Origin of the sequence: Nocardia altamirensis NBRC 108246 (genome assembly GCF_001612685.1) — a bacterium.
GTDB lineage: Bacteria > Actinomycetota > Actinomycetes > Mycobacteriales > Mycobacteriaceae > Nocardia > Nocardia altamirensis.
In genome coordinates this window covers 209,635-235,109 of the sequence record NZ_BDAY01000010.1, presented here as the reverse complement: position 1 = coordinate 235,109, position 25,475 = coordinate 209,635, and the positions used below count along the sequence as shown (strand labels likewise).

The following is a 25,475-nucleotide window of genomic DNA, read 5'->3' as shown; positions in this document are numbered from 1 at the left end:
AGTAACCACGGGTGGACCGGAAACACGCAGTTCACCGTAAGCAGGTGTCGGTTGCCCACGATGGTCACGTGTTGAGTGCCCGTAGAGAGCGGGAGTCAGTTGCCCGTGCTGGTCGGGAGTTGATTGCCGGTGGTCGTCAGGTGTCGACTGTCCGTGGTCGTCAGGTGTCGGCTGTCCACCGTGGTCAGGTGTCGACTGTCCGTGGTGGTCAGGTGTCGACTGTCCGTGGTGGTCAGGTGTTGGTTGCTCGCGGTCGGCTGGTGTCGAGTGCCTGTGGTGGGTGGGGGTGTGCTGGTCGACATCGACATCGACATCGATGTCAGCGGTGGCGGCTTGGACGTGTTCGACAGCGCTTTCCAGCTCCCGCAGGGTCATCGACACCACCACCGAAACCGGCAATCCACGGTGGTGTCCGAGCTGCCCGGAGGCCAGCATCGCCCGGAACACTGCTTTGACCGCGTCGTGCTGGCGTTGCGGTCCGGAACGCGAATCCCGTTCGGCCGCATCAGGATCGGGTTCGTCATCGACATGACGAACCGTGTCCTCAGGATTACAGGCACCAGGCTTGGCGTACTTGGCGAACACCGCCTCCAAATACGCACGCAACTCCGGATCAGCCACCAGAGTGCACTTACTCATCAAATCCGGGCCCTGCCTACCCAGAATGAAACCACGACGCCGTTCCCGATCGGCCGGGCTGAACACGCCATCAGGGTTGAGGATCGCATCCAACCGATCAGCCACCTGACGCAACTGGTCAGGCCGCAAAACCCGGGCATGCCCAGCCAATTCAGCCTCGGCCTGATCCCGAGTCACGCTATCCACACACGAGGGCAAATGCCCGACGAAGTCCCGCAACACCTTCACATGCGCCCCGCCGATCACCCCCTCCCGCTGCGCGGCAGCCGTGCCCGGCATCACCGGCTCCAACACCTGCCCATCCAACCCGGTACGCGGAGCCAAATCATCCGCAGCACGCCACCGCGCACGCGCCTCAGCAGGACTGATCCGCAACCCATCAGCCAGAGTATCGATCACCGAATGCGTCGCGAAATCATCATTGGACCACTGCTCCCGCATCTGAGCCACCAACTCCAACCCCACCCCCGGCAACGCACGCACCACCGTCTCCAACCGCTGCATCACCACCAGCCGATCCGGATTCGACAACGCATCAGTCCGCACCTCACACAACCGAGCAAGCCCAGCCTCGAGCGCACACAACGCCGCCTCCACACCGGGATCAGCGACAGTCACGCTACTCGAAGACATGTTCGAAGCCTACCCGCGAAAACCATGCACTACCAGCCATTTCACACCGAACCCAAATTTGGCAGTCCATGGCAGTCCATGGCAGTCAATGGCAGCCTCGACACGCCGCAACCCGCCGACCCCACTCCCACAAAGCTGCCGAAGCGCCTCCGAGTCCATGCTCTCTGAAAAGCCTGCGGACGCCGAGGCATGTGACTTACCGGGCTGACCGATTGATGTCCCACGTGCGGCGGTATGTATCCGGTGTGGTGTGCAAGATGGATTGGAAGTGCCTGCGCAGCGCATGAGCCGTACCGAATCCGGAGCGTTCGGCGATCCGGTCGATCGTGTAATCAGTGTGCTCGAGCAGTTCCTGAGCACGCGCGAGGCGCTGGTGGTGCAGCCAGGTGAGCGGGTTGGTACCCAGCTGAGATCTGAACTGGCGGTGCAGGGTTCGGACGCTGACGCCTGCTCGGCGGGCGAGATCGTCGATGGTGATGGGCTGATCCAGATTCTCGTGCGCCCAGGCGACGGTGTCCGCCAGGCGGTCCGGCGTCCGCGGGACGGTCGGCGTGGTGATGTATTGGGCTTGCCCGCCTTCGCGGTGCGGCGGGGTGACCAGTCTGCGGGCCACCGTGTTGGCCACGCTCGCGCCGAAATCCTTGCGCACCAAGTAGAGACACAGGTCCAGCGCCGCCGACTTGCCTGCCGACGTCAAGACCGGGTGCTCGTCGATGTAGAGGACATCGGGGTCGACCTCGACGCGCGGGTAGCGGCGGGCAAGGGTGCCTGCGTGCATCCAGTGTGTAGTAGCGCGGCAGCCGTCAAGTAGTCCCGCCTCGGCGAGGACGAACGCGCCGGTGCACAGCGAGACCATGCGGGCGCCACGGCGATGGGCCTGCCGCAGCGCGTCGACCAGGTCGGGCGGCGGCTGCAGGTCGAGGTCGTGGCAGGCGGGGACGACCACGGTGTCCGCGTCGAGCAGATCGTCGTAGGTGTACGGGGTTGCGGAGACGAACCAGTTGCCGACCCGGGTGGCACCGGGAGCGCACACGCGGAAGTCGTACCACCCTCGCCCGTCCGTGAGTTCGGAGCGGTCGGTCCCGAAGATCGTGCAAGGGGCGGCGAGTTCATAGAGACCCACCTGGTCGCTCAGCGCGAGCGCCACCACACCAGTCATGACTGAAAGTGTACGCATAGTGTCCGATCGGTCACTTGTCGCCGAATGCGCCAGCCGGTGGAGTGGAATCATGGTTTCGACACAAGCGCAGGACCGCACCACAACAGTCAGCGAGAGCGCTTGGCTCGGACCGGGGTTGGCGTTGGCGGTGATGGGCTGGGGTGCGAATCAGTTCCCGCCGTTGATCGTCCTGTACGCACGCGAACTCGGACTCACCGCCGCAGTGCTGAACGCGATCTTCGGACTCTATGCGCTCGGTCTGATCCCGGCCCTGCTGATCGGCGGCAGACTGTCCGATCGTCTCGGACGCAAGCCTATTGTGCTGGTGTCGCTGGCGATTTCGGCGGTCGGCACCTGCTTGCTGATCTATGGCGGCGAGGCGGTGTCGGCGTTGTTCGCCGGACGGATGCTCTCGGGCGTGGCCAATGGCCTGGCCTTCGGCACCGGCGCGGTGTGGGTCAAAGAGCTTTCCAGCACCGCGGGCGATGCGGCGGCCGGACCGCGGCGGGCCACCATCGCGATGACCGTCGGTTTCTCGGCAGGCCCATTGGTATCCGGCCTGTGTGCACAGTGGCTCAGTGCGCCGACGGTGCTGCCCTACCTGCCGCACCTGGTCCTGTTGGCCATCGCGGTGGTGGCGGTACGACGCGCCCCGGATCCGCGGCGGCACGCGGCGCAGACTGCATCGCCGACACAGGACGCCGCCACTACTCGCCAACCCGGCGTCGTCGCCCACTTCGTGCTGGTGCTGCTGCCGTTCGCGCCATGGGTATTCGGCACGGCGGCAATCGCTTTGGCCTACCTTCCCGCGCTCATCGCGCCGGAGATCGCCGGACATGCCATGGCGTTCGGCGCCATCGTCATCGGCCTGGCCGCCTCGGCAGGCATCGTGGTGCAGCCGTTGATCCGACGGATACCGCACCCGGAATCCCCTCGGCTGCTGTTGATCTCGATGGGCGTTGCCCTTTTCGGCATCGGCGTTGCGGCGTGGGCTGCTCACTGGCGTTCACCGTGGATGGTGTTCTCTGCGTCCGTATTACTCGGCGTCGCTTACGGTTTCACGCAGTTCCGTGGCCTGGTCGAGGTTCAACAGATCGTGGGGCTACACGCGCTCGGCACCGCCACCGCCGTGTACCAGATCCTCAGCTACCTCGGATTCGCCGTTCCCTTCCTGCTGTCGATCGCCCAGAGCCGGACCGGACTGTCACCCGCGACGCTGCTGCTCATCGTCGGCGGTATCGCGGCCGTCGCCACCGGGTGGCTCGCGGTGATCACCCGCACGTACACCCACCGTCACCTGTACGAACATCCCGGCCAAGCCTCCGTGACGGAATCATCCCCTGTTCGGTAGTGCGCTGATGCGCGGACAATCACTCGGGACCGGACGTACAGTGATGCGGAGACCCGTTGCGGGCAGGGGGATTCGTGGAGGCATCCGCCGCGCTTGTGCGTAGACCGACTCTCCGGGAGCCGACCATGGAGCCTGTTTCAGACGATGACGCGGGAACCCGCCGCTTCACCCGTAGCAACGCGTTACAGGCCAGGTTGCACGAGGTGATTCCCGGTGGTGCGCACACCTACGCCAGGGGCGCCGACCAGTATCCCGAGTTAATGGCCCCAGTCCTGGTGCGGGGCAAAGGGTGCCGGGTGTGGGATGCCGACGGTAACAGCTACGTCGAGTACGGCATGGGGTTGCGGTCGGTCACGCTGGGGCACGGTTTTGCGCCGGTGCTGGAGGCCGTGCACCGCGCCATCGCGGACGGTGTCAGCTTCAGTCGGCCGACCGAGTTGGAACTGCTTGCCGCACAAGACTTTCTGTCCCTGGTCCCCGGCGCAGACATGGTGAAGTTCGCCAAGAACGGCTCGGATGCGACCACCGCGGCGGTGCGGCTCGCGCGAGCGGCCACAGGGCGGACCGCCATCGCCGTCTGTGATCAGCCGTTCTTCTCGGTCGACGACTGGTTCATCGGCACGACCGCGATGAACAGTGGGATCCCGGCCGAATCCGCCGCGAGCACCGTGCGATTCCGATACAACGATCTCCCTTCGCTGGCGGCAGTGCTGGACTCGGGTGCGATCGCCGCGGTCGTGCTGGAGGCGGCCACCGCGCTCGCCGAGCCGGAACCTGGTTTCCTGGAAGGGGTTCGGGCTCTGTGCGATCGGCACGGTGCGCTGCTCGTCTTCGACGAGATGATCACCGGCTTCCGGTGGTCGGCGGGTGGCGCGCAGGCCGTGTACGGAGTCCGGCCCGACCTGTCCTGCTGGGGTAAGGCGATGGGAAACGGGTTTCCACTGTCCGCGCTGGCAGGCAAGCGGGAGGTGATGGAACTCGGCGGGCTGCGCACCGAGCACAACCGGGTCTTCCTGTTGTCCACCACGCACGGTCCGGAATCGGGATCGCTGGCCGCCTTCCGGGCCGTCGTGCACGAGTATCGGACCAGTGACCCGATCGACCGCATGGAACGCGCAGGCCGCAGGCTCGCCGACGGCGTCAATGCCATCGCTGCCGATCTCGGCATCGCCGAACACCTTCAGGTACTCGGCCGCCCGTCGTGCCTCATCTTCGCCACCCGCGACCACCACGGTCACCCCTCCCAGGAGTTCCGGACCTTGTTCCTCCAGGAACTCCTGCACCGCGGGGTCCTCGGCCAGTCCTTCGTCACCTCCGCGGCCCACACCGATGACGACATCGATCAGACGATTGCTGCGTGCCGCGACGCGGCAGCCACCTATCGCAAGGCGATCGAACAAGGCAGCGTAGAAGGTCTGCTCGTCGGCCGTCCCGTCGCGCCCGCGATCCGGCGCACCGCGGCACCTCGTCGTATCGGCCAGGGACACGGGTGATGCCACGCATCGCCATCGTGCACGAGCGGTTCACCGAATTCGGTGGGTCCGAGGCAGTTGTCGGAGAGCTCGCCGAAACATGGGAGGACACTGAGGTGTTCGCGCCCATCGTCGAACCCGACGGTGTCCGGCCGCCGCTCGACACTGTGCACGACACGTGGCTCAGCCGTGCCTACGCGGCAACCGGGCGACGGTCGCATGCGCCGCTGCTGCCCTTCGTGCCTCGCGCGTTGCGCAAGCTCCCGCTCGACCGGTTCGACGCGGTCCTGGTGAGTCATCACGCGTTTGCCACCCAGGCCGCGTTTGCCACCGATGCTCCCGTGATCGCTTACGTGCACAGTCCGGCACGGTGGGCGTGGGACAAGGACTTTCGCGCCCAGGAGGCAGGGGGGCGTGCGGGCCAACTCGCTCTGACCGCGTTGGGCCGGTTGGCGCGCCGGTCCGAATTACGTGCTGCCCCTCGGCTTTCCCATGTCATCGCCAACTCTCGCGCCGTGGCCGAACGAGTCGGCGACTGGTGGGGTCTGCCTGCGACAGTGATTTACCCGCCGGTGGGCATCGATCGATTCACGCCCGATCCGACGGTGTCCCGCGATGACTTCTTCCTGTTCGCAGGCAGACTCGTTCCCTACAAGCGCGCGGACCTTGCGATTCGTGCCGCTCAGCGCGCGGGGTGCCGCCTGGTCGTCCTCGGCGACGGCCGGTTCCGCGCGCATCTGGAAGCCCTCGCAGGTCCGGAAACCACCTTCCTCGGGGCGACCTCACACGAGGTACTGCTCGACACCTATCGACGCTGTCAGGCGCTGCTGATGCCCGGGGTGGAGGACTTCGGCATCGTCCCTGTCGAAGCCATGGCCTGCGGCACCCCGGTGCTCGCTGTTGACCGGGGCGGGTCGCTCGATACGGTCGTCCCTGGCGTCACCGGCGAGCACGTCCCCTACGGCTCCGACGAGGCTGTCATCGATGCACTCGCTGGAGCGATGAGTCGCTTCACGCCTGCCACGTTCAATGCCAGCACAATCCGTGCGCACGCGGAAACCTTCTCCTCCAAAGCATTTCGCACGCAGATCGCCGCGACGGTCGCGCCCTACCTCTGACCGGGCGACCGTCGCCAACCGAACCAAGGCGGGCGCGGCTTCGACAGCAGGTTGCGGCGCTACCGTGTGAAGGTGGCCGCTACTCGACTTCGGACAAGGGCGTGGGGGAGTCTGCGGACTGTTCGGGCGGGGCGGGGGTGGTGATGGCCCAGAGGTCGTGGTCGGTGCGGTGGCCGGTAGGTGCGAGGTAGGCGCGCATGCGGCCCTCGCACACCATGCCCGCGTGGGTGGCGATTTCGGCGGAGCGTTGGTCGTCAGGCGAAATAGCGGTGGCGACGCGACGCAGGCCGAGTGGACCGAAAGCGTGGGTGAGGAGGAGCCGGGTGGCGGTGGTGCGGAGCAGGTCGGGGTGGGTGGGGTCGGTCCACACGAGCATGCGGGCGTTGCGATCGAACATGTCGAGGTCGAACAGTTTGGCCTCGCCGGAGTAGACGCCCGCCACCTCGATCACCAGCACGAGGCCCCCAGCGGAGCGGAGACCTGGTCGGCTGCACAGGAATTGGCGCACCCACTGCGGGAAGCTGTGCTGGCGAGCCCAGGTCGCCGCGTCGGCCTCGGGCGCGAGGGCGGCGTGTGCGCCCACGCGGGCGACGCGCCACCGCCGCCAGTCGCCGAATCGCCGGGTGCGCAGCACCACCGTCGGATGGTCGGGATCGGCGAGCCGGACCGAACGCGGCCTGCGCAGCGGATCGAAGAGGTGGATCAGGCGCCCGGTGTAGTAGCGGGCGGTGGCGAGGAGGAGTGTGAGCGTGGACAACGAGGCACCGGTGGCCTCGTCGGGTGGCGCGGGCGCTGCGCCAGGATCGGCCGTGTCGTAGCGATCCAGCCAAAAGCGCACGAACCCGGCCTGCGGTCGGTCCGCGGTGGTGAGCGCCCACAGGTCGTGATCGCGCCGCCCGCCGCCGACGTCGAAGTAGCGGCCCATCAACGCTTCTCGGCGAAAGCCGATCTCGGCGGCGCCGCGGGCCGCGGCGACATTATCCGGCGAGATCGGCGCGGTGATCCGGCTCAGGCCGATCCGATCGAACCCGAAATCCAGCAGCAGCGCCGCGGCCATGCCGCCGATCCCGTGCCTGGCGAGCTCGGCATCGATCCAGATGCCGAGCTCGGCGGCGCCTGCGGCCCGGTCGATCGAGCCGAGCTCGACCTGGCCGGCGAACCGGCCGTCCACCTCGATGACGGTGGCCAGTCTTCGTCCCGCCCTCGCCTCGGCACGACCGGTCAAACATTCACGGACCCAATGGGTTCCGGAATGTCGAGCGGTCCAGTCCAGTGTCGAGCTGTACCAGAACGGTTCGATGAAACGTTGATCGCGCAGTCGAATACGCCGCCAGTGGTGATAGTCCGCATAGTGCGGTGGCCGCAGCACCACGGAGCGGCCGCGTAGGGAGACGGGACCCAGTTCGATACGCACCAACGAGTTCGGACGAGTCGTCATAGGCCTACTCGCGCGGTCGTTGTTTGCCCAGCGGCATGGTCTTGAGCGCGCCCTCGGTCGAGATCGATAGGCGCCAATACGTTCCGGCGGAATCCTTGAGCACAACACCTCCCTCGGTGTGTTCGGAGAGCCAGGTCCCGCTCGCCAGCACGGCGGAACGCACTACGCCGTCGGCGGATTGGGCCTGGAAGATATCGGCATCGCCGCGCCCGGCCTTGGCGACCACCGTTCCGGTGAACGACGGTGCGTGAGTGCTGGTGCGGCCGAGCACATGCCAGCGTTCGGGGAACACGGCGGGGTTGAGATCGTCTGCTGCCGTGGAGATCAGGTTGACCGCCGTCCCTTCGGGGCAACCGGTCGGATCGATACGTAGTTCGATGGGCGGCCGGTCGAGATCCCTGTCGAATTGCACGTTGGCGAGATAGGGCTGGCGACAGTAGATCAGATCGATGCCGACCGTGCGGGCGGCTACCTTGCAATTGGTCATGCCGAATTGCGCGGGCCCGCCGCCGTCACGCCTGCCGACGGACAGCGCGATGTCGGCGCCCTCGAACCAGACGTTGGTGAGCCACCAGTCGTTTGCCGCCCCGTCGATGACGATGTGCTTGTCGGTGGTGCGCGGATCCAGGTCGGACACGAATTCGACGTTGGTGAGCGCCAATCCGGCGTTGTGGTCGTTGCCGGTGCCGAGCACGCCGATGTAGTTGCTGGTCAGCTTGGACGAGGTGACGTAGTTCTGGATGCACGAGGTGACGATGCCGAAGCCGAAATTGTTGATGTCGCAGTTGAGGAACGCGGTGCCGCCGGTGTTGCCCTCCAACACCACGCCGCGCTGCTCGAGGTAGCGCGGATGGTTGTCGCTGAGATGGTTGCCGCGGATCACCACCGAGTCGAACGAGCACCGGAAGCACTCGTTCAATACCACCGCCGTCGACTTCGGCCCGGACATGTAGAAGCCGATGCGGGCGAAGCGCACCCGGCTGCGCTTGCGCAGCGTGATCAGCGTGGTGTCGGTCGTGCAGACCACGATGGTCACATCGGCGCCGTCGCCGAGAATCGTGGCGTAGTCGGCTAGTTCGGGCCAGGCGGTCACCTTGTAGTGCCCCGCGGGCAGGTACAGGACCAGCGGTGCGTCCTTCACCGCGGCCGCCGCGGCAATGGCAAGGGTGTCGTCGGCGACGCCGTCGCCGACGGCGCCGAAGTCACGCACGTTGCGGGCCGCGGGCGCGTCGGTGACGAGCGGGGAACGGAATTCGATGCCCGGGCTTTCTGGCGTACTGCTGCAGGCCGCCATGACCGGTACCGCGCCGACGGCCCCGAGCGCCGCGGCGAGCATGCTTCGCCGGCCGACCGTGTTGTTGCTCATGACTGCGCCTCGCTCCCGCTCGGCCCCGTCTCGAGCAACAGCTCGGCTGTGCCCATTGTTCGCTCGCTACGCTCGCTCATAACTGCGCCTCGCTAGCGCTCGACTCCGTCACGAGCGACGGCGCAGCTGCGCCCCTTGTTCGCTCGTTCATAGCCGCAGCCCCTCGCGAAGTCGCTGCAACCGGTTGCCCGGCGGCTTGCTGTACGCTACCGCGCCGGTGAGCGTGTTGTCCCCGAATGTGGCCAGCGCACCGCGCAATTGCGGGGCGCTGGTGCCGCCGAGCGCGACGACGGCGATGGTTTGTTCGCAGAGCGGCGCGACGGAAAGCGCGTCGGCGGCGTGTGCCACCGGGGCGACCTCGATGACGACGTGGTCGTAGTCGGTGCGCAGCTTCGCGACCACCGCCGCGAACCGGTCCGAGGCGAGCAGGTCGGCGGTCTGTTCGTCGGCAGGGCCGAGCGGCAGCACGGTGAACCCGGCCTCCGGCCATCCGGTGAGCGCCTCGTGCACCGGCACGTCGCCCTGCAGCACCGCGCTGAGGCCAGGGCTCTTCGGCGCGCTCTCGGCGGACGAGCTGCCGTCGCCGGTGGTGTCGGCGTCGATGAGCACCACGTTGCTTCCGGTGTCGGCGAACGACTTCGCCAGCGCCACTGCGACTTCCGGTTCCGATCTGGGCGAGAAGCCGGCCACGAGCACACTGGTGGCCTCGCCGTCGCGTAGCAGCCTGGTCCGCAGCCTGCGGGTCTCGTCGGGGGCACCTGGGCGTCCCGCATCGATGATGCCGAGGATGGGGACGGGCAGTATCGCCTCCAGCTGGTTGGACGTGCGTAGCGTGCGGTCGGTGCGGTCGCGGACGAACGCGGCCGCGCAGCCGAACGCCAGCCCGGCGAGCAGCCCGAGCACCAGGATGCGTTTCGTCTGCGGCCCCGCGGGCCCGGACGGTATCTCGGCGCGGTCGACCACCACGATCCGCGCGGCAGGCGCGGCATCGCGCACGATGGTCTCCAATTCGTCGATGAGACGGCGGAATTGGGCGACGACCGAGTTGGCGAAGTCGCGCGCGCCCTCGGCGGTCGACGACTGCACGGTGATGACGATGTTGGTGGTGGCGGGCGGTGAGAAGGCCTTGATCTTGCCCTGTACCTCGCTGACCGACATCCGCAGCCCGAGGTCGTCGATGACCCGATTGGCGACGGTGGTGCTGGTGGCCAGGTCGAGATAGGAGCGAACGCGCTGCTGCGCGGCGAGCCCGCCCTGGTAGGAGTCGTTGACCGAGGTTCCGGTGGCCATCGAGACGTACATGCTGCTCGAGGCGACGTAGGTGGTCGGAAGGGTGCTGACGTAGCCTGCCGCTGCGGCGAGGAAGACCACTAGGACGGCGGCGATGATGACCCAGCGCCGGCGGGCGATATGCCAATAGTCGATCAATCCCATGGGGACGCTTTCTTTTCGGTGATGACAGCCTGCTGGCTGGTGACAGCCCCGACGAGAACAGGGTGGCCAGGGGGTGGCCGGGACAGGGAAACGGCGGGCGGCGGAGCAGGTGCGTACCGCGGTTCGGCGCGGCGTCGGTACTCCCGCACGAGCAGCGAGATGAGCCAGGCGAGAACTGCGGCCTGGAGAAACTTGCCGAGATTCTCCATCGAGCCGAGGATGCCGCGTTCGAACAGCGCCGAGGCGCCGGTCAGCGCGAGCCCGAGCACCGCGACCGGGAACAGGCGCGAGTACAGCGCTTTGGCCCAGAAGAGCAGCAGCACAAAGGTGAAGCACGCGCACACGACGACACCCGGGTAGCCGCCGACCACATAGCCTTCGTTGAGGTTGCCCTCGGCCAGCGACACCGACACCTTCGTCATGTCCACCGAGGCGCCGCGGACGTCTTGTGCCCATGCGGTGCCGGACTGGAACTTCGAGGTGCCCAGGAGTTGTGCAGGGATCAGGCTCAGCATCGCGTGCCGCAACGCTTCGGCGGGGGTGAGCCAGAAGCCGGGCCCGTGATAGTAGGCGTCGGTCGCTGCCTCGAGCAGATCGAACCGCCGCAGGATGCTCAGGAACGGCTGCACGATCGGCGGATACCCCGAATCAGTCACCGCAGCTTCGGCTTTCGCGTACTCGGTCTGCTTGAGCGACTGCAACCAGCCGAATGCGGCGACGCCGAGCACGCCGATGGCGGCGACGGATACCGCCTTCCGTTTTGTCCACCCGAGGATCGCGAAGCGGATCGCGATGGCGAGTGCGGCGCCGATGATCGGTGTCTTCGATTGGACGACGGCGGTCCAGGCGAGCTCGCCGAGTAGCAGGCCGCCGATGATGAGCACCGTGAGTCGGGTAGTCGCGGGCCGGACGAAGATGATCAGTCCGAGTGCGGCGATGGTTGCGAGGATGGCGACGAAAGACAGGATGGGATTGGCACTTTCGACATCGCCTGCGCCGCCGGTGGCCCCGGTGGCCACCGTCGCGGCGCGGCCGAGGAGCCCGACGGCGTACATGGCCGCAAGTGTCGGTACGAAATTCGGGTCGCTGGTGAGTGCGGGCTGCGCGGCGGGTGGATGGCGGCGGATCCAGAAGGCATAGGCGACAACGAGTCCCGCGTACACCCAGAGCCCGACGACCACGTGCTCCAAGACCAGCGCGATGCCGCGGTCGTAGCCGAACTGGGCCAGGCGCGGATCGGGCACGTTGTCGCCGAAGTGTGGTTCCGGCTGCACCCACAGCAGCACGATCGGCCGGGCCAGGTAGGACAGTGACCAGAAGGCCGCCTGCGCGATCAGGAACACCCGGACGACGCCGGGAATCGTGCTGGCCGCGGCCACGATCGTGGCGAGCGCGAGGCCGATCAGCAGCACCTCGGTGGTGGCGGCCATCAGTCGAGCTCAGCTGATCGCATGGATGATCTCCCGTGCTCGGTCGACGTAACGATGCTTGCCTGCGACGATCCGCTGATGGCCTGCCGCGGCGACCGCGGCCGCCTTGTCCGGGTGCGCGGCGCATCGGTCGAGGATGTCGGACAGCTCGGCCGCGTCCGCGAATAGGAAGCATTCGCTGTTGTCCTGCAACAACTCTGCGTGCTCATCGGTCCGCTCGCCGACGAAAAGCCCACCGGCAGCGGGCACTTCGAAGCTACGGCAGGTGTGCGTGTCGCGGTTGTCGGAGTTGAGCAGCACCAGGTTGGCGGTGACGCTCGCGACCACCTCGGAGTACCGCTCGCCGTACACCGCGCCGCCCACTTGTGCTCCGGTGCTGCGCAATTCGTGCACACGCCGCCAGCCTGGCCCGCGCACCAGCATGCGGGAGCCGTGGGTGCGGGCGAGCCCGACGAGTTCGGCCCGGCGGTCGGGGCGGCACACGCCGATGAACCCGACCAGGAACTGCCTGGTGCCACGCCGCGCGGTGGGATGATGCCAGGCCGGGTCGTAGGCGCTGCGTACGAAGGTGACCGCGCGGGCGCCACGGGCCTGCAGCTCGGCGACGTTGTGTCGCTTGGTGGTGACGACGAGATCCCATTCCGGTTCGTGCGCAAGGTATTCCGCGCTGATGTTGGCGGGATTCGCGACATCGTCCGGGCTGTAATGCACCCGCACGCCCGCGGGCAGGTCGAGCAGCTTGCGTTGATCGAGATGCACGCCCTTGAACACGAAGAGCAGCTCCGGCCGGAATTCGGCGGCGGCGCGCTCGATGGCGTCGTGCAGTGCCGCGACGTTCCACGGCGCCCTGCGCTTGGCGAACTTGGCATACATCCAGGGCGGAGAAAGCCTGGGCGGCAACGTAACTCGTGTGGTATCGAGGACGACCACCTCGTGGCCTGCTTGCCGGAAGCCGTCGGCGAGCGAGTGCGCGTTGCTGCCGACCCAGTCGTCGCCGAGATAGAGGATCCTCACTTCGTGCCTTCCTCCCGCATCAGCACAATCGCGGGCCCGAGCGCGGGTGTTACGCGCTCACGGCGGATCAAGGCCCGGATGCGCAGCAGATACCAGGCGGCGACGGTGAATTCGACGACGACGGTGCCGTAGATCAACGTCCACACCGAGTGCGTGCGAAACGCGATGGCCAGCGCGACGGCCGCGACGCCGGTGCCGAGCACCGCGCCGATCAGCACCCCGGTGGTGTCCTGGCGCACCGGAAGCACCGCCGTCGTGACGAACGAGGTGATCGCGGTGGCGGGCAGGATGAAGGTTTCGACCCGCAGCAGCGCGATCGCCGCGGTGAAGTCCTGGCCGAAAACCAGATGGATCAGCAGCGGCGCCGCCAGCCACACTGCGGCGGCCGCGACCGTCGCGAGGCAGACGCAGGCGAGCATCGCCTGCATGGCCTGGCGCCAGAAAGTGTCTTCGCCACTCTTGCGTGCCATCCGGGGCAATAATGCGAAACCGATGGGGTCGAGGGTGGATTGGATGGCGCGTACCAGGCGATCGCCCGCGGAGTAGAGGCCGAGTGACACCGCGTCCAGCACAGCGGCGTACACCGCTGCCGCCCCCTGTCCGTAGGTCGTCACCAGCAGGCGGGAGGTGAAAACCGGTGTGCCGGTACGCAAGATGGTGCGCACGTGGCGCGGCCGGGCCGGCGGACCGAAGGTGCGCAACGAATCCCACCAGGTCAACGCGACCGTCGGCACCGAGGAAACCAACAGGCAGAGCAGCGCGATCTGGGCGTTCGGCATCCGGGGGAGCACCACGACGAGCAGCACCAGATAGCCGATCCGGCCGACCGCCTGATACGCCGTCGACGCGCCGAAGCGCCCCTGGCCGATGAGCAGCCAGTCCTCCGAGACCGACCAGAAGCCGCCCGCGAACAGCCCGAGGAGGATCATCTCCAGCGCCTCCGGCGCGCCGAGCGCATAGCTCAGCACCAATGCCGCGCCGAGCACGCCGAGGGTGGTCGCGCGGATCGCAAGATAGTCGCCACGCAACTGGTTGACGTGCCCGAACCGGTCGTCACCGAGGGCATCGGCGTTCGCGTCGTGCACGCGCGCGGCCAGATACGAGGTGATGCCGAGATCGACGAGCAGCGAGCCGATGAAGTACGCCGACATGCCGATCGCGAGCAGCCCGAGGCCGTGCGTGCCGAGCACGCGGGCGATGAGCGGCACGGTCACGATGGTGACGACGTACTGTCCGTACTTGCCGAAGCTGACGTAGCCGATATCGCGGATCACCGAAAGGAATCCGTGGCGGCGGCGCACCGGTTTCAGGCGATGTGCGCCGCCTGACGGGTGCTGGCCGTTAGGGGCGTGCTCTGCCATACGCGGTTCTCTCCCGGAAAAGTGAGGTGCGCGCGGCGTCGTTGCGTTGTGCGATGGTGTCGAGGAATGCGGCCACCGTGTGCGCCGTCTCGGTGATGTCGAAGTCGGTGGCGCGTCGTCGCGCCGCGGTGGCCAGGCGGGTGCGCAGCGCCGGGTCGGCGATGAGGGTGTCCAGCGCTGCGGTGAGTTGCTGTTCGTCGCCGCCGGTGACCAGCAGGCCGTTCGTGCCCGGCTCGACGATTTCCGTGGGACCGCCTGGCCCGGAGGCGATCACAGCGCAGCCCGCATGCATGCCCTCGACCACGACCTGTCCGAAAGGTTCGGGCAGCACCGAGCAGTGCACGAGGATGTCGGCGTCGCGTAGATAAGGGCCGGGGTCGTCGACGTGTCCGGTGAAGGTGACGGGCAGCGCGAGCGCCCGCGCGAGTGCTTCGAGCTCGGCGCGGTAGGGCTCCTCGTCGAAGAAGGTACCGCCGACCAGAAATATATGGCGCGGAAGCGTTTTCGTCGCGGCCACCGCACGGAGCAGGACGTCCTGCCCCTTCCACGGGGCGAGCCTGCCGACGACCGTGACCACGGTGTCGGCGGGCGGCCGCTGGTCGGCGCGCGGCACCTCGGCGCCGAGCTCGATACCCGGGTACGCGACGAGTGCTGGCCTGCGCCCGATCGGCAGGGTGGCCGCGGTCGCCCTGCTGTTGGCGAGATAGCCACGGCTGACGAGCCTGCCGAGCACCCGCAGCGCCAGGGTGGGCAGCCTGCCGAAATAGTCGGCGGCGATCCGGTCGTGCACCTGCCAGACCAGCGGAACACGGGCCCGGCGCGCGGCGACCGCGCCCATCACCAGCGCCTTGCTGCTCTCGGCCACCAGCACCCGCGCACCGAGTTCGGTGGTGAGCGCCCCGAGCGCCCAGCCGTGCCTGAGTAGCGTCAGGAACCCGCGCGCCAGGCCGAGCGGGCCGGAGGCGATGGTCATCGACCTGCTGTCGAATCGCGTACGCAGCACTCGGGTTTCGACGCCGCGGGCGCGCATGCGTTCGACCATCGGACCGTCCTCGGTGTAGACCATGGCGACGTCGAGCCGCCCCTGGTCGCGCAGTGCCGACACCAATCGGAGCGTGGCGAGTTCGGCGCCGGACGGCGCCGCGGTGTGCGCGAGGAAGACGGCTGTTGTCATGAGCTGATCGCCCGGTACATCGCGAGATGGCGTTCGGCTGTGACATCCCACGAGAAGGTCTCGGCGTGCGCCCGGCATTGTTCGGGGGTGGGGAGCTTTCCGTGCAGTGCGGCGGCGAGGCGAGCGCCGAGCGTGTCGGCGTCGCTCTTGGGCACGATGAGCGAAGCGTCGAGTCCGCGAACGGAATCGGGTAACCCTCCGCAATCGGTGACGATGGGCGCCCGACCGGCCGCGAGCGACTCGAGGGCGATCAGTCCGAATCCTTCGAGGGCGGTGGTCGGCACTACGGTCAGCTCCGCCTGTTCGTAGAGTTCGGTGAGTTGTTGGTCGTCCACGTGTCCGGCGAAGGCGACAGTATCACCGAGAGCTGTTGCCATGGACCGTAATTCGGATTCCGCAGTCCCGGTGCCGACCACCACCAGCCTGGCGTCCGGATGCTCGGCCAGCACGGCGGGCCACGCGCGAAGCAAAGTATCGATGCCCATCCGGCGTTCGAGCCTGCGCACACACAATACGGTGCGGGTGCTGGTCGCGGGCCGAATCGGGGTGGAGTGGAAGCGATTCAGATCGACGCCGGGCGCGATGACCGCGATCCGATCGAGCGGAACGCGATAGTCGGTGTGCAGGACATCGCGAAAGTGGTTGGACAGCACCACGAATCGGTCCGCGCCACGATAGCGGGCACGTTCGATCAGATACTTCGCCCGTGCCGCGAGCGCGTTCTGGCCGGACATCCTGCTCTCGGCGGCCCACGGACCGTGGAAGTGGACGACGAGCGGAAGCTTGCCGTTCCGGTCGACGGCGGCGGGTCCGTAGAGGCAGAAGTGGCGGTCGAGCACCGTGGCGGCGGTGGCATCGCGACGCAAGTCGCCGCGATCGAGGAACGCGGTGCGAGCCCGCCGGATCGTGGATCCGCCTGTGCCACCCCAAGATCGGGCGCCGAACGGTGCCGACCCCGTGGCGCCGAACGCGGCGGCGGACACGTCGATCCCCGGCTGCCTCGCCAGCGCGGTGACCAATTCGGTGAAGTACCGATTGAGTCCACCCGGCGCGGCCGCGAACCATTCGGACCCGGTCATGTGCACCCGGATGATATCGGTACCTCCCGTCACCCATGCCCCCTACTGGCGGTGTGGCGGGACGAGTCACGGACGGTGAACTCGCCTCTCCCGCAAAATTCTAGGGGACCGGTGGCGTTCTGGCCGGGGAGTGAACGAGCTACTGCCCAGTCACCCGATATCGAACAGATTCGGCTGCCCGGCGCGGTACCGCGCGGCATCCATGTCGCGCAGTGGTTGGAACCCGGGAATCGCGTCGCGGGTGAACAGTTGGGCGCGGGCGGCGGGGGAGCCGGCGGCGTCGAGCAGCGCGTTGACGGCGGTGCGGCCCGCCTCGTTGGCGCCCTCCATGGTGGCCAGGTCGAAGTTGGTCTTGACGTAGTCGGCGGCGAGGAAGAGGTTGGGAATCCTGGTGTGCGAGGTGGGTCGAGCCGCCCACGATCCGATCGTGTTGACCAGCAACGGTTCATCGTTCTGGTTTTCCCCGTCGTGCCAGCTGATACCTGGATCGAGCAGCCAGTCGCGGACGATCCCGTCCTTCAGCTGGATTCGGCCGTCGTCGTTGAGCGCGGCGGTGAGCTGGGCCCAGGTCTCCTGGTAGATCTCGTCGCGGGTGCAGTGTTTGGCCGTCTTGCCGAACAGGATGCCGGGGGTGTCCCAGTCGGCGATGTCGATGGTGAGGCCGTCGACGATGGTGCCGTCGCCGTACTTCGCCGCATAGTCGACATTCCAGAACGCGCGCTGCGAGTACGAGGTCAGCCGCCACGGTGCGTCGAGGTAGATGTTGTATCCCGCACCGAGTTCGAGCTTCTCGGTGACGAACATCTGCATGCCGTTCATCCAGTCGAGGTCGAGCGCGTCCATGCGGGCCAGATCCGGGTCGAGCGCACGGATTTCGGGGGACCAGAGCCTGCGCGCGCGATCCGTCGGCACGGCACAGACATACCAGTCGGCACGGTGTAGTTCGGTGCCGCCACCAGGCTTTCGGATCCGGGCGCCGTCGATCCGGTCACCGGTCACCGCGAATCCGTCGAGCGCGTGGCCGGGCCGGAACCGCACCCCCATCTCGCTCAGCATCGAGATCCACGGATCGAGCCAGGCCTCGTTGGTCGGCCCGTTGAGCACCTCGTAGACCTTCGGGCCACCGGCGAGCTCCTGGAGCAGCGCCAGGAAGAAGCCCTCCATCATGTTGCCCATCGTCCGGGTGCTTGCGACGTACTCCTTGGCGGCGACCAGCGCCCGCGTCAAACCCGTTGCGGCGAGGGCTTGGAACTGCGCCGACCGGTGCGCGGCGCCGACGAAGTCCCACCAGCTGACGTGCTCCCACTGCCCGAATCGGCGTTCCTCGCTGGAGGTGAGGTAGGTGACGACCCGGCCTGCCATGTGGATCGCCTCGGGGAGCGGGACGAGGTTGTTCTTCAGGAAGACCTCGATCAGGATGCGCTGCAGTCCTTCCGGTGTCAGCGCCTGCTTCGGGTCGAAGTAGAACCCGAACATGAGCGGGAAACCGTCCGGCAGGTTTCCGGCGCGCGGATAGCGCGGATCGTGCACCGAGAACGGAAGCAGGTTGTCGTACACGGTGTTCCGGGTGCCGGGCAGCGGAATGCGGCGCATGGTGTCGTGCACGTGGTGATAGAACGAGGTGAAGCCGCGAGCGCCGTGCTCGCCGGGCAGCGGTGCGCGACCGTCGATCCCGGTGCCTGGCAGCGGGATGGTGCGGGATTTGCCGCCGAGTTCCTTGCGATCGAAGACGGTCACCTCGAACCCGCGTTCGGCCAGCTCGTGTGCCGCGGTGAGCCCGCCGATGCCTGCGCCGAGCACCGCGACGGTGTTGCGCGCCGGGCCGTTTCGCCTGCGGGTGTCCTGTGCTCCCGCCGGTGCCGCGGTGGCAGCCAACCCGGCCGCTCCGGCCAGGCCTGCCGCGCCACGCAGCACCGTTCGCCTGGTGACCGCGCTGTTTCGAAAGCGAGCTGTCACTGCGCAACTCCGTTCCAATTCTGACTATCCTGATCGTCATATTTAGCAGACCGCGCCGCGCGATGGGAGACAATGCGACGATGACGAGCACGGAATCGCGATGAGCGGCACCGCCAAACAGCCCCGACCGGTGCGGTCCTACGGCGGCGTCGGCGCGGCGGACCGGATCGCGGCACGGCGCGCCAAGCTGCTCGATGCCGGCCTCGAACTGTTCGGGACCAAGGGGTACCCGGCGACCGGGGTGAAGGACCTGTGCCGGGCCGCGGGGCTCACCGACCGGTACTTCTACGAATCCTTCGGCGGCACAGCAGCATTGTTCGCCGCCGTGTTCGACGGTGTCATCGACGAGCTGTTCGCGGCGGTCGCCGTCGCGGTCGATGCGGTGTGCGCCACCGGAACCCGCAAGTTGCGGGCGGGCATCGGCACCTTTCTCACGGCACTGGGCGAAGATTCGCGCAAACTCCGCATTATATTCGTCGAACCCGCGGCGGCAGGCGCCGAGCAACGGATGCGAGAGGCATTGTGGCGGTTCGCCCGACTGGTCGCCGAGACCGCCACCGCGGCGCGCCCGCAGGAACGGCCGCCCAGCGAACTGGTGGATATCTACGCGCTGTCGGTGGTCGGCATGCTCGAGCGCGTCCTGGTGGAGAAGCAGAGCGGGCGCCTGGACGTGCCGATGGCTGATTTGGTCGACTACTGCACGGCATACGCCGGTGCGTCGCTCGGCGCGCTCCACGCCGGGCGGATCACCAAGGCACCGGACAGATAAGACCGGCAGCTAACAAACAAGCCGGTCGGCTCGAATATTATTCGCGCGCAACGGACTCGGTTGCCGGTAACTCTCCGACCGGTAGCCGCGATGCATAGCGTGGGGTAGATTTCAGAAGGAGTTCGTGCTCGGCACGGTACGACCCGCGGGGGACTGGCGGGAGGACAAGCAGTGGGGACCATAGGTTCCGAGGCCGAGCGAGCCGATATCGCCGAGGGCGAGATCCGCGTGCTGGTCGAGAACGGCGAATATTGGCTGCGCAATCGCGGCGATATCGCGATGATGACCACGACGGTCGAACGGCTACGGGCCCGCTGGCCGCGGGCGCGGATCGGGGTGCTCACGCACCAGCCGGGAATACTGCGGGCGCTGCTGCCCGAGGCGGAGCCGCTGTGCGGACCCGACTGGAACTGGGGTCCGGACGGCTGGCACGGGCAGGTGACGCGCACGGCCGCAACGATGCTGGTCGGTCCGGCGGCACTGCGCTGGCGCGCGGTCACCGACGGGCCGAAGGACCGGCTGCGAGCGCTGCGGGCGGCCGCCAAGCGCCGGCCCGGCGATAACGTGAGCGCCGGATACGCGGTTGCGGACGACGAGTTCCCGGTGGAGATCCCGGCTGCGGTGGAACAGGCGTCCTTGGTGCTCGCGCTCGGCGGCGGCTACCTGACCGACGTCGACCGGTATCAAGCGCATCGGACGCTGAACCTGCTCGAATACGCAGGCGCGCAAGGGATTCCGACGGCGCTGGTCGGACAGGGACTTGGTCCGCTGCACGATCCCGGCCTGTGGCGGCGCGCCACCGAGGTGCTGCCCGGCGTCGACTTCGTCGCGTTGCGGGAAGGCAGGCGCGGCCCGGAACTGTTGTCCCGGATGGGCGTCGCACCCGAGCGGGTGCTGGTCACCGGAGACGACGCCGTGGAGTTCGGGTACCGGCACCGCCAGCCGCGGATCGGCGAGGACATCGGGCTGTGCCTTCGGGTGGCCGACTATTCCCGGGTCAGCGCGGCGGCACAGCAGACGTTGGGCCGGGTGGTCCGTTCGAGTGCAGGCCGGCTCGGCGCCGGTGTGCAGCCGCTGATCATCTCCGAATATGCTTCCGAGGACCGGCTTTCCACGCTGCCGCTGCTCGCGGGGGCGGTCGAGGCACGCCCCGCGGTCGGTCGCGGCGGCACACCCGGCGATGTCGCCAGGCAGGTCGCGCGCTGCCGGGTGTTGGTCACGAGCGCCTACCATCTCGCGGTGTTCGCACTGTCCCAAGGGATTCCGGCCGTCGGCATCACCGCATCGGAGTACTACGACGACAAGTTCCACGGGCTGGCCCAGATGTTCGGCACCGGACTGCGCATCGTCCACCTCAACGACCCCGAGCTGGAAACGGCACTCACCGAGGCCGTGCAGCAGTCATGGGATGAGGCCGCCGCGGTGCGGGATGCGTTGCAGCGCAAGGCGGTCGAACAGATCGACGCCAGCAGGGCCGGACTCGAACGGGTCTTCCGGCTGGTGGACAGCGGCCCGGTGCGACCGGGTCACACGAGAGGGAAATGAGTCATGGTCTCTTTGTCGGTGTGCGTGCCCGCCTACAACTCGGCCCGCACGCTCGCCAAGACGCTGGAATCGGTGCTCGGCCAAGACGTGGATTTCGAACTCGTCATCCTCGACAACGCCAGTACCGACGGCACCGGCGACATCGCGCGCGCGTTCGATGACCGCCGAATGCGCGTGCTACGCAACGACACCGTGCTGCCGATCGGCGACAACTGGAATAAGGCGATCGGCGCATCGACCGGCGACCTGGTGAAGGTAGTGTGCGCCGACGACGTGCTCCGGCCTGGCGCCCTGGCCGCGCAGCTCGCGGTGATGGTCGATGACCCGACGATCGCGATCTCGTCGAGCCGGTTCGAGGTGATCGACGAGGCCGGCGAGGTGCTGGAGACGGGACTCGGCCTGGAGGGCCTGCTCGGCAGGCAGACCGCACGCGCACTGGCCAGGGTGATCGTGCGGCGCGGGCCCGCCGATTTCGGGCCAACCGCGGCCGCGATGTTCTACCGGAAGCACTTCGACAGCGTCGGTGGGCTGCGCGGCGACCTGGTCTTCCCGATGGATGTCGACCTGTTCGCCAGGGTCTCGTCCTTCGGCGTTTTCTTCGGGATGTCGGATATTCTTGCCGCCTGGCGCAATTCGTCGTTCAACCTGTGCAGTCGCACCTCGACGGTGAGCAAGCTGACCGACATGTATCGCTTCCATCACCGGATCGCGGGCGACTACCCGGACCTGGTGAGCCGAGGCGACGTGCTGGCGGGCGACACCCGGCTGGCCAAGGCGGCGCTGCACCGCCTGCGGGTGCGCACGGTGGCCACCGTGCGGAATCGGCCGGATCTGCTGGTCTGAGCGACCGGCGTGGCGCCGAAGCACGGCGCCACGCCGACGGTGCTCAGATCGTCCAGAGCCGCCCGTAGGTGATCACGTAGTCGCCGCTGGCACTGACGACCTTCACGAACGGCCGGATGGTCGTCTGCCCGACGACGCCGGTGACGGTGCCGTGGAAGCCGGACATCCGGATGAAGCCCTCGGCGCCGGAGATGTCGCCACCCGCGCACTCCACCGTTTGGATGCCAGGACCGAAGCCGACCTCGATCTCGATGCCCGCCCGGGGGAGCAGGCCGTTGAGCTTGAGGAGGGCGCCAGGGTCGCCGCCGAGATCGACCCCGAGGTCCGGTGTCGAATACCCGAACTTCAACCGCCCGGTGAGGCTCGCCGGATAGCCGACCTGGTAGCCGATGGTGATGTGCCCGCGCCAGTCCTCGGCGTTCGGTCCTGCGACCTTGAACGAGGCCTCGCCCTGGTGAAACCACTCGCGGGTCAACGGATTTCCGTCCAGCGGCGGCACGAAGTCGATGCGCGTGTCGGATTGGGTCGCCTCGATCGAGCGATTCTTCTGATCGATGATGTTGCTGCTGCTGTCGACGACTGCGGTCGCGGTGCCGGTGGTGCCCAACGCGAGCCCGGATGCCACCACCGTGGCGATCGCGAAGAGGCGCATGCCTCGGCCGCACTGCTGCGTGAAGTCCCTCATCAGATAATCCCCTCTGGTACACACCCGGCCGGGCGCGTGGATCGCTCGGCGCCCCGCCCCCGGGAGCGCGCGGGGGCGAGGAGTACTCCTCATCTGAGGTAATCAGGTGTTCGGTATGTCGATCATGTCAGGTGAAGCGAAGTGCGCTGTGTTGGTCGAACCCAGTGCGGCACAACGGGTTCGATAGGCACATCATCCTCCCTTCATGGTCGCGGTCGCCGGGTCGTCGACGATCCAGCAGCCGTCGAGCTCGGGATAGCGGGTACGAAGCTCGGGTAGTAGGTCGGGCAGCGTCAGCAGGACGAGATCCGGTCGGGCAGTGAGGAGTTCGTCGGGCGCGATGATCGGCACATCGGTGCCGGGCATCCGGCGGCCCTGTTTGGCGGGCGACGCGTCGGCGACGGCGGTGATGAGCCCGCGGTGCACGCCGGCGAGACTGAACAGTGCGACCGCACGTGAGGCAGCGCCGTACGCATAGACCCGATCACCTTGTGCCGCATGCCTGGTGAGCCAGTGACGCAAAGCCTCGGCGTGCGTGTCGGCCGCCTGCTGGAGTTGCCGCACCGCGGTGAGGCCGAGGTATTCGGCTTCGCGCGTGCGGATTTCGCGGATCGCGGCATCGGCGAGATGGGTGCCGTGCCTGGCGGCGACGAGGACGGTCCCGCCGTACAGATCGAACCGCCATGCGGTGGTGATGCTCATCCCCGCCGTGGCGAGCAGCCTGCCGAGCGCGGCCAGCGAGTAGTAGGCGAAATGCCCGTGCCGCAACGCATTCCACTGTCCAGACGCGACAATCGTGGCCAGCGAATGGAACTGGATCAACAGCAACCCGTTCGGCGCGGTGGCGGCCGCCCGTTCGGCGAAGGCCGCCCGCTGATCCGGTTCGTGCATGACGCCGAAGCAGTCGAGGACGATATCGGCGCGCCCGTCGGTGGCGGCGAAGCCGCGGTCGGTCAGCAGTGGCAGCCAGGTGCCGCCGTGCGGGCTGCCGAACTCGCGCACGGTCTTTCCGCGCAGCAGCCCGGCCTTCGCGACCACGCCGACCGCCTCGGCGGCCTGCACCCGCAAGGCCTCCGGTTCGATGCCGCGCGGTTCCTCGGTGCGGGTGTCGTCCTCGGCCAGCTGGGCCAGACCGCAGCGGCCGCACAGATCCATGCGCAGGGGATGCGCGGACTCGGCGAGACCGACCGGGGTGTCGGCGTGCGGAAAGTAGTCGGCGGCCGGGACGGTGCCGAGATCGAGCACGGGACTGAGTTCGGTGCCGCCGCAGCCACGGCAGCGCCGCCCGCTAGGCAGGACAACCATGTCGTTGCCTTCCGTCTACTGCCGCGACCACCGGCGGACATGGCACCATGGCGGCATGCGCATCGAGCCCACCGAGTTCGCCGATGTCCTTGTGCTGGTACCGGATCCGTTCCGGGACGCGCGCGGCCTGTTCACCAGAACCTTCGACGCGGGGGAGTTCGACGCCCACCTCGGCACGCCGGGCGCGGCCGCCGCCTTCCAGCAGGATTCCCAATCCCGTTCCGCGCGTGGCGTGATCCGCGGCATGCACGGCCGAGTCGGACGCGGCGAGGCGAAGCTGGTGCGCTGCGCCAACGGTGCGGTGCACGACGTGCTGGTCGACATCCGGCCCGAATCCCCGACATTCGGTCACCAGCAGGCGTTCCGGCTCGACGACGAGACCTTCCGGCACCTGTACGTGCCGCCGGGGTTCCTGCACGGTTTTCAGGCACTCACCGCCACCGCGGACGTCTGCTACCGCATCGATCGTCCGCACGACCCGACCGAGGACATCGGTGTCGCCTACGACGACGCCGAGCTGGCCATCGCATGGCCGCTGCCGGTCACCGTGGTGTCCGAACGCGACGCCGCCGCGGGCAGCTGGCAAGAGCTGCTCGCGGCGTTGGGCAGAGATCCGGCGCCTGAGGTGCGCGGCGCGGATTCGCTCGGCTGAGGCGCTATGTCGCCGAGACATGGGCGGTACCGCTCGCGACCCGGCGCATCGATGCATCGAGAACCCCGCTGTCGCGCAACCTTTCCAGGTGCGGCAGCCGGGTGAACTTCTGGAAGAAGTCGTCGTAGGTGAGTCCGCGCGCGGTGTACTCCTGGAACAGTTCGTCCGCACCCGCCTGCACGGTCCACAGGGCGCGGAAGCCGATGGCCCGCCGCGCTGCCGAGAAGTCGACGCGGTAGGAGCGTGGATCGGCGCCGCTCTCGCCGGTGATGTGCAAGCGGGAACCGGGCACCGCCTCGACCACCGCGCGGGCGATGTCGGCGACGGTGAGGTTGTTCGCCTCGGTGCCGATGTTGAAGGCGCGGCTGTGAATTGCGGCAGGCGCCGCGGTGAGGCAGTTGGCGAAGGCCCATGCGATATCGCGGGCATGCACCAGCGGCCGCCACGGTGTCCCGTCGGACAGCACCTTGACCTCGCCGGTCAACGTGGCGTAGCCGACCAGGTTGTTCAGCACGATGTCCGCACGCAACCGCGCCGAGAACCCGAATGCTGTTGCGTTGCGCAGGAATACCGGGGAGAAGCCGGAGTCGGCGAGTGCGGCGACGTCGTCTTCGACTCGCACCTTGCTCTCCGCGTACGGCGTGAGCGGCCGTAGCGGCGCGTCCTCGGTGACCAGCTCGGTGCCCGCCGCCCCGTAGACCGAGCAGGTGGAGGCATACAGGAAGCGCCGGACGCCCGCCTCCTTCGCGAGCGTGGCGAGCCGGACCGACGCGTGATGGTTGATCGCGTAGGTGATCTCGGGTGCCAGCGCGCCGAGCGGATCGTTGGACAGCGCGGCCAGATGGATCACCGCGTCGAAACCGCGCAGCTGGTCGACGGTCACGTCGCGCAGGTCGACCGCGAGTCCTGGTGGATCGCCGGGCAGTTCGCCGAGCACGCAGTCGGCGAAGAAGCCAGCGTCCAAGCCGACCACCTCGTGCCCGTTGGCTTGGAGCACGGGCGCCATGACGGTGCCGAGATACCCCTGGTGTCCGGTGAGCAGTACCCGCATT

Annotated in this window: 21 protein-coding genes; 7 read left to right on the top strand and 14 right to left on the bottom strand. The window is 67.8% G+C overall.

What is annotated here, in order from left to right; all coding sequences use genetic code 11:
* Both NA11_RS43770 and NA11_RS07300 read right to left on the bottom strand, forming a co-directional pair.
* Positions 1-1,272, bottom strand: a 1,272-nt coding sequence (locus tag NA11_RS43770) for a DUF222 domain-containing protein (RefSeq protein WP_141717455.1), incomplete at its 3' end; no start/stop codon positions are given.
* Between the two features lie 196 nt (positions 1,273-1,468).
* Positions 1,469-2,431 (bottom strand): helix-turn-helix domain-containing protein, encoded by a 963-nt coding sequence (locus NA11_RS07300; RefSeq protein WP_069160978.1) that lies wholly within the window; start codon positions 2,429-2,431, stop codon positions 1,469-1,471.
* A gap of 70 nt (positions 2,432-2,501) precedes the next feature.
* Between NA11_RS07300 and NA11_RS07295 the strand changes: the two genes are divergently transcribed.
* The 3 genes from NA11_RS07295 to NA11_RS07285 all read left to right on the top strand — a co-directional run bounded on the left by NA11_RS07295 (position 2,502) and on the right by NA11_RS07285 (position 6,372).
* Positions 2,502-3,782 carry an MFS transporter gene (locus NA11_RS07295; RefSeq protein WP_069160977.1) on the top strand — a complete coding sequence of 427 codons (1,281 nt, stop codon included), beginning with the start codon at positions 2,502-2,504 and terminating at the stop codon, positions 3,780-3,782.
* Between the two features lie 125 nt (positions 3,783-3,907).
* The gene (locus NA11_RS07290; RefSeq protein ID WP_069160976.1) at positions 3,908-5,275 is read left to right on the top strand and encodes a glutamate-1-semialdehyde 2,1-aminomutase; all 1,368 of its coding nucleotides are present in this window, start codon (positions 3,908-3,910) and stop codon (positions 5,273-5,275) included.
* Positions 5,275-6,372: a glycosyltransferase gene (locus NA11_RS07285; RefSeq protein ID WP_069160975.1), complete on the top strand. Its 1,098-nt coding sequence runs from the start codon at positions 5,275-5,277 to the stop codon at positions 6,370-6,372. Before NA11_RS07290 ends, NA11_RS07285 begins: the two co-directional genes overlap by 1 nt.
* 79 nt (positions 6,373-6,451) lie before the next feature.
* Here NA11_RS07285 and NA11_RS07280 read toward each other — a convergent pair whose 3' ends face one another.
* The 9 genes from NA11_RS07280 to NA11_RS07240 form a co-directional block, all read right to left on the bottom strand.
* Positions 6,452-7,810, bottom strand: coding sequence for a GNAT family N-acetyltransferase (locus tag NA11_RS07280; RefSeq protein ID WP_084654265.1), 1,359 nt, complete (start codon positions 7,808-7,810; stop codon positions 6,452-6,454).
* 4 nt (positions 7,811-7,814) lie between these two features.
* The gene (locus NA11_RS07275; RefSeq protein ID WP_069160973.1) at positions 7,815-9,176 is read right to left on the bottom strand and encodes a glycosyl hydrolase family 28-related protein; all 1,362 of its coding nucleotides are present in this window, start codon (positions 9,174-9,176) and stop codon (positions 7,815-7,817) included.
* 147 nt (positions 9,177-9,323) lie between these two features.
* Positions 9,324-10,610, bottom strand: a complete 1,287-nt coding sequence (locus NA11_RS07270) for a Wzz/FepE/Etk N-terminal domain-containing protein (protein ID WP_069160972.1) — start codon at positions 10,608-10,610, stop codon at positions 9,324-9,326.
* Positions 10,601-12,040 carry a hypothetical protein gene (locus NA11_RS07265; RefSeq protein WP_069160971.1) on the bottom strand — a complete coding sequence of 480 codons (1,440 nt, stop codon included), beginning with the start codon at positions 12,038-12,040 and terminating at the stop codon, positions 10,601-10,603. The genes NA11_RS07270 and NA11_RS07265 overlap by 10 nt, the downstream gene beginning before the upstream one ends.
* Before the next feature lie 9 nt (positions 12,041-12,049).
* Positions 12,050-13,054 carry a CgeB family protein gene (locus NA11_RS07260; RefSeq protein ID WP_069160970.1) on the bottom strand — a complete coding sequence of 335 codons (1,005 nt, stop codon included), beginning with the start codon at positions 13,052-13,054 and terminating at the stop codon, positions 12,050-12,052.
* A complete protein-coding gene (locus NA11_RS07255; protein WP_084654263.1) occupies positions 13,051-14,415 on the bottom strand; it encodes a lipopolysaccharide biosynthesis protein in 1,365 nt (454 codons plus the stop codon). The genes NA11_RS07260 and NA11_RS07255 overlap by 4 nt, the downstream gene beginning before the upstream one ends.
* The gene (locus NA11_RS07250) at positions 14,396-15,589 is read right to left on the bottom strand and encodes a glycosyltransferase (RefSeq protein ID WP_069160969.1); all 1,194 of its coding nucleotides are present in this window, start codon (positions 15,587-15,589) and stop codon (positions 14,396-14,398) included. The genes NA11_RS07255 and NA11_RS07250 overlap by 20 nt, the downstream gene beginning before the upstream one ends.
* Entirely contained in the window at positions 15,586-16,668 is a 1,083-nt protein-coding gene (locus NA11_RS07245; protein ID WP_069160968.1) for a glycosyltransferase family 4 protein, read from the bottom strand. The genes NA11_RS07250 and NA11_RS07245 overlap by 4 nt, the downstream gene beginning before the upstream one ends.
* 150 nt (positions 16,669-16,818) lie before the next feature.
* On the bottom strand, positions 16,819-18,624 hold the full coding sequence (locus tag NA11_RS07240) for a hydroxysqualene dehydroxylase (protein WP_245745753.1): 1,806 nt from the start codon (positions 18,622-18,624) through the stop codon (positions 16,819-16,821).
* 100 nt (positions 18,625-18,724) lie between these two features.
* Here NA11_RS07240 and NA11_RS07235 point away from each other — a divergent pair, with 100 nt between their 5' ends.
* From NA11_RS07235 to NA11_RS07225, 3 genes are all read left to right on the top strand, one after another.
* Positions 18,725-19,393: a TetR/AcrR family transcriptional regulator gene (locus NA11_RS07235; protein ID WP_069160967.1), complete on the top strand. Its 669-nt coding sequence runs from the start codon at positions 18,725-18,727 to the stop codon at positions 19,391-19,393.
* Positions 19,394-19,564: 171 nt separating this feature from the next.
* Positions 19,565-20,938, top strand: a complete 1,374-nt coding sequence (locus NA11_RS07230; protein WP_084654262.1) for a polysaccharide pyruvyl transferase family protein — start codon at positions 19,565-19,567, stop codon at positions 20,936-20,938.
* Positions 20,939-20,941: 3 nt separating this feature from the next.
* Positions 20,942-21,781 (top strand): glycosyltransferase family 2 protein, encoded by an 840-nt coding sequence (locus NA11_RS07225; RefSeq protein ID WP_069160966.1) that lies wholly within the window; start codon positions 20,942-20,944, stop codon positions 21,779-21,781.
* A 43-nt stretch (positions 21,782-21,824) separates the two neighbouring features.
* Here NA11_RS07225 and NA11_RS07220 read toward each other — a convergent pair whose 3' ends face one another.
* Both NA11_RS07220 and NA11_RS07215 read right to left on the bottom strand, forming a co-directional pair.
* Entirely contained in the window at positions 21,825-22,466 is a 642-nt protein-coding gene (locus tag NA11_RS07220; protein ID WP_141717454.1) for an MspA family porin, read from the bottom strand.
* Positions 22,467-22,658: 192 nt separating this feature from the next.
* Positions 22,659-23,771 (bottom strand): class I SAM-dependent methyltransferase, encoded by a 1,113-nt coding sequence (locus NA11_RS07215; protein WP_069160964.1) that lies wholly within the window; start codon positions 23,769-23,771, stop codon positions 22,659-22,661.
* 55 nt (positions 23,772-23,826) lie between these two features.
* Here NA11_RS07215 and NA11_RS07210 point away from each other — a divergent pair, with 55 nt between their 5' ends.
* The gene (locus NA11_RS07210; protein WP_069160963.1) at positions 23,827-24,423 is read left to right on the top strand and encodes a dTDP-4-dehydrorhamnose 3,5-epimerase family protein; all 597 of its coding nucleotides are present in this window, start codon (positions 23,827-23,829) and stop codon (positions 24,421-24,423) included.
* 4 nt (positions 24,424-24,427) lie between these two features.
* Here NA11_RS07210 and NA11_RS07205 read toward each other — a convergent pair whose 3' ends face one another.
* Positions 24,428-25,474 (bottom strand): NAD-dependent epimerase/dehydratase family protein, encoded by a 1,047-nt coding sequence (locus tag NA11_RS07205; protein WP_069160962.1) that lies wholly within the window; start codon positions 25,472-25,474, stop codon positions 24,428-24,430.
* Between the last annotated feature and the right edge of the window lies 1 nt (position 25,475).

Bases quoted from the DNA above. Each gene is read 5' to 3' on its own strand.
- NA11_RS07225 (WP_069160966.1), top strand. From the start codon at position 20,942: ATGGTCTCTTTGTCGGTGTGCGTGCCCGCCTACAACTCGGCCCGCACG.
- NA11_RS07220 (WP_141717454.1), bottom strand. From the start codon at position 22,466: ATGAGGGACTTCACGCAGCAGTGCGGCCGAGGCATGCGCCTCTTCGCG.
- NA11_RS07275 (WP_069160973.1), bottom strand. From the start codon at position 9,176: ATGAGCAACAACACGGTCGGCCGGCGAAGCATGCTCGCCGCGGCGCTC.
- NA11_RS07280 (WP_084654265.1), bottom strand. From the start codon at position 7,810: ATGACGACTCGTCCGAACTCGTTGGTGCGTATCGAACTGGGTCCCGTC.
- NA11_RS07250 (WP_069160969.1), bottom strand. From the start codon at position 15,589: ATGACAACAGCCGTCTTCCTCGCGCACACCGCGGCGCCGTCCGGCGCC.
- NA11_RS07300 (WP_069160978.1), bottom strand. From the start codon at position 2,431: ATGACTGGTGTGGTGGCGCTCGCGCTGAGCGACCAGGTGGGTCTCTAT.
- NA11_RS07210 (WP_069160963.1), top strand. From the start codon at position 23,827: ATGCGCATCGAGCCCACCGAGTTCGCCGATGTCCTTGTGCTGGTACCG.
- NA11_RS07215 (WP_069160964.1), bottom strand. From the start codon at position 23,771: ATGGTTGTCCTGCCTAGCGGGCGGCGCTGCCGTGGCTGCGGCGGCACC.
- NA11_RS07205 (WP_069160962.1), bottom strand. From the start codon at position 25,474: ATGCGGGTACTGCTCACCGGACACCAGGGGTATCTCGGCACCGTCATG.
- NA11_RS07295 (WP_069160977.1), top strand. From the start codon at position 2,502: ATGGTTTCGACACAAGCGCAGGACCGCACCACAACAGTCAGCGAGAGC.
- NA11_RS07235 (WP_069160967.1), top strand. From the start codon at position 18,725: ATGAGCGGCACCGCCAAACAGCCCCGACCGGTGCGGTCCTACGGCGGC.
- NA11_RS07285 (WP_069160975.1), top strand. From the start codon at position 5,275: ATGCCACGCATCGCCATCGTGCACGAGCGGTTCACCGAATTCGGTGGG.
- NA11_RS07265 (WP_069160971.1), bottom strand. From the start codon at position 12,040: ATGGCCGCCACCACCGAGGTGCTGCTGATCGGCCTCGCGCTCGCCACG.
- NA11_RS07290 (WP_069160976.1), top strand. From the start codon at position 3,908: ATGGAGCCTGTTTCAGACGATGACGCGGGAACCCGCCGCTTCACCCGT.
- NA11_RS07270 (WP_069160972.1), bottom strand. From the start codon at position 10,610: ATGGGATTGATCGACTATTGGCATATCGCCCGCCGGCGCTGGGTCATC.
- NA11_RS07245 (WP_069160968.1), bottom strand. From the start codon at position 16,668: ATGACCGGGTCCGAATGGTTCGCGGCCGCGCCGGGTGGACTCAATCGG.
- NA11_RS07255 (WP_084654263.1), bottom strand. From the start codon at position 14,415: ATGGCAGAGCACGCCCCTAACGGCCAGCACCCGTCAGGCGGCGCACAT.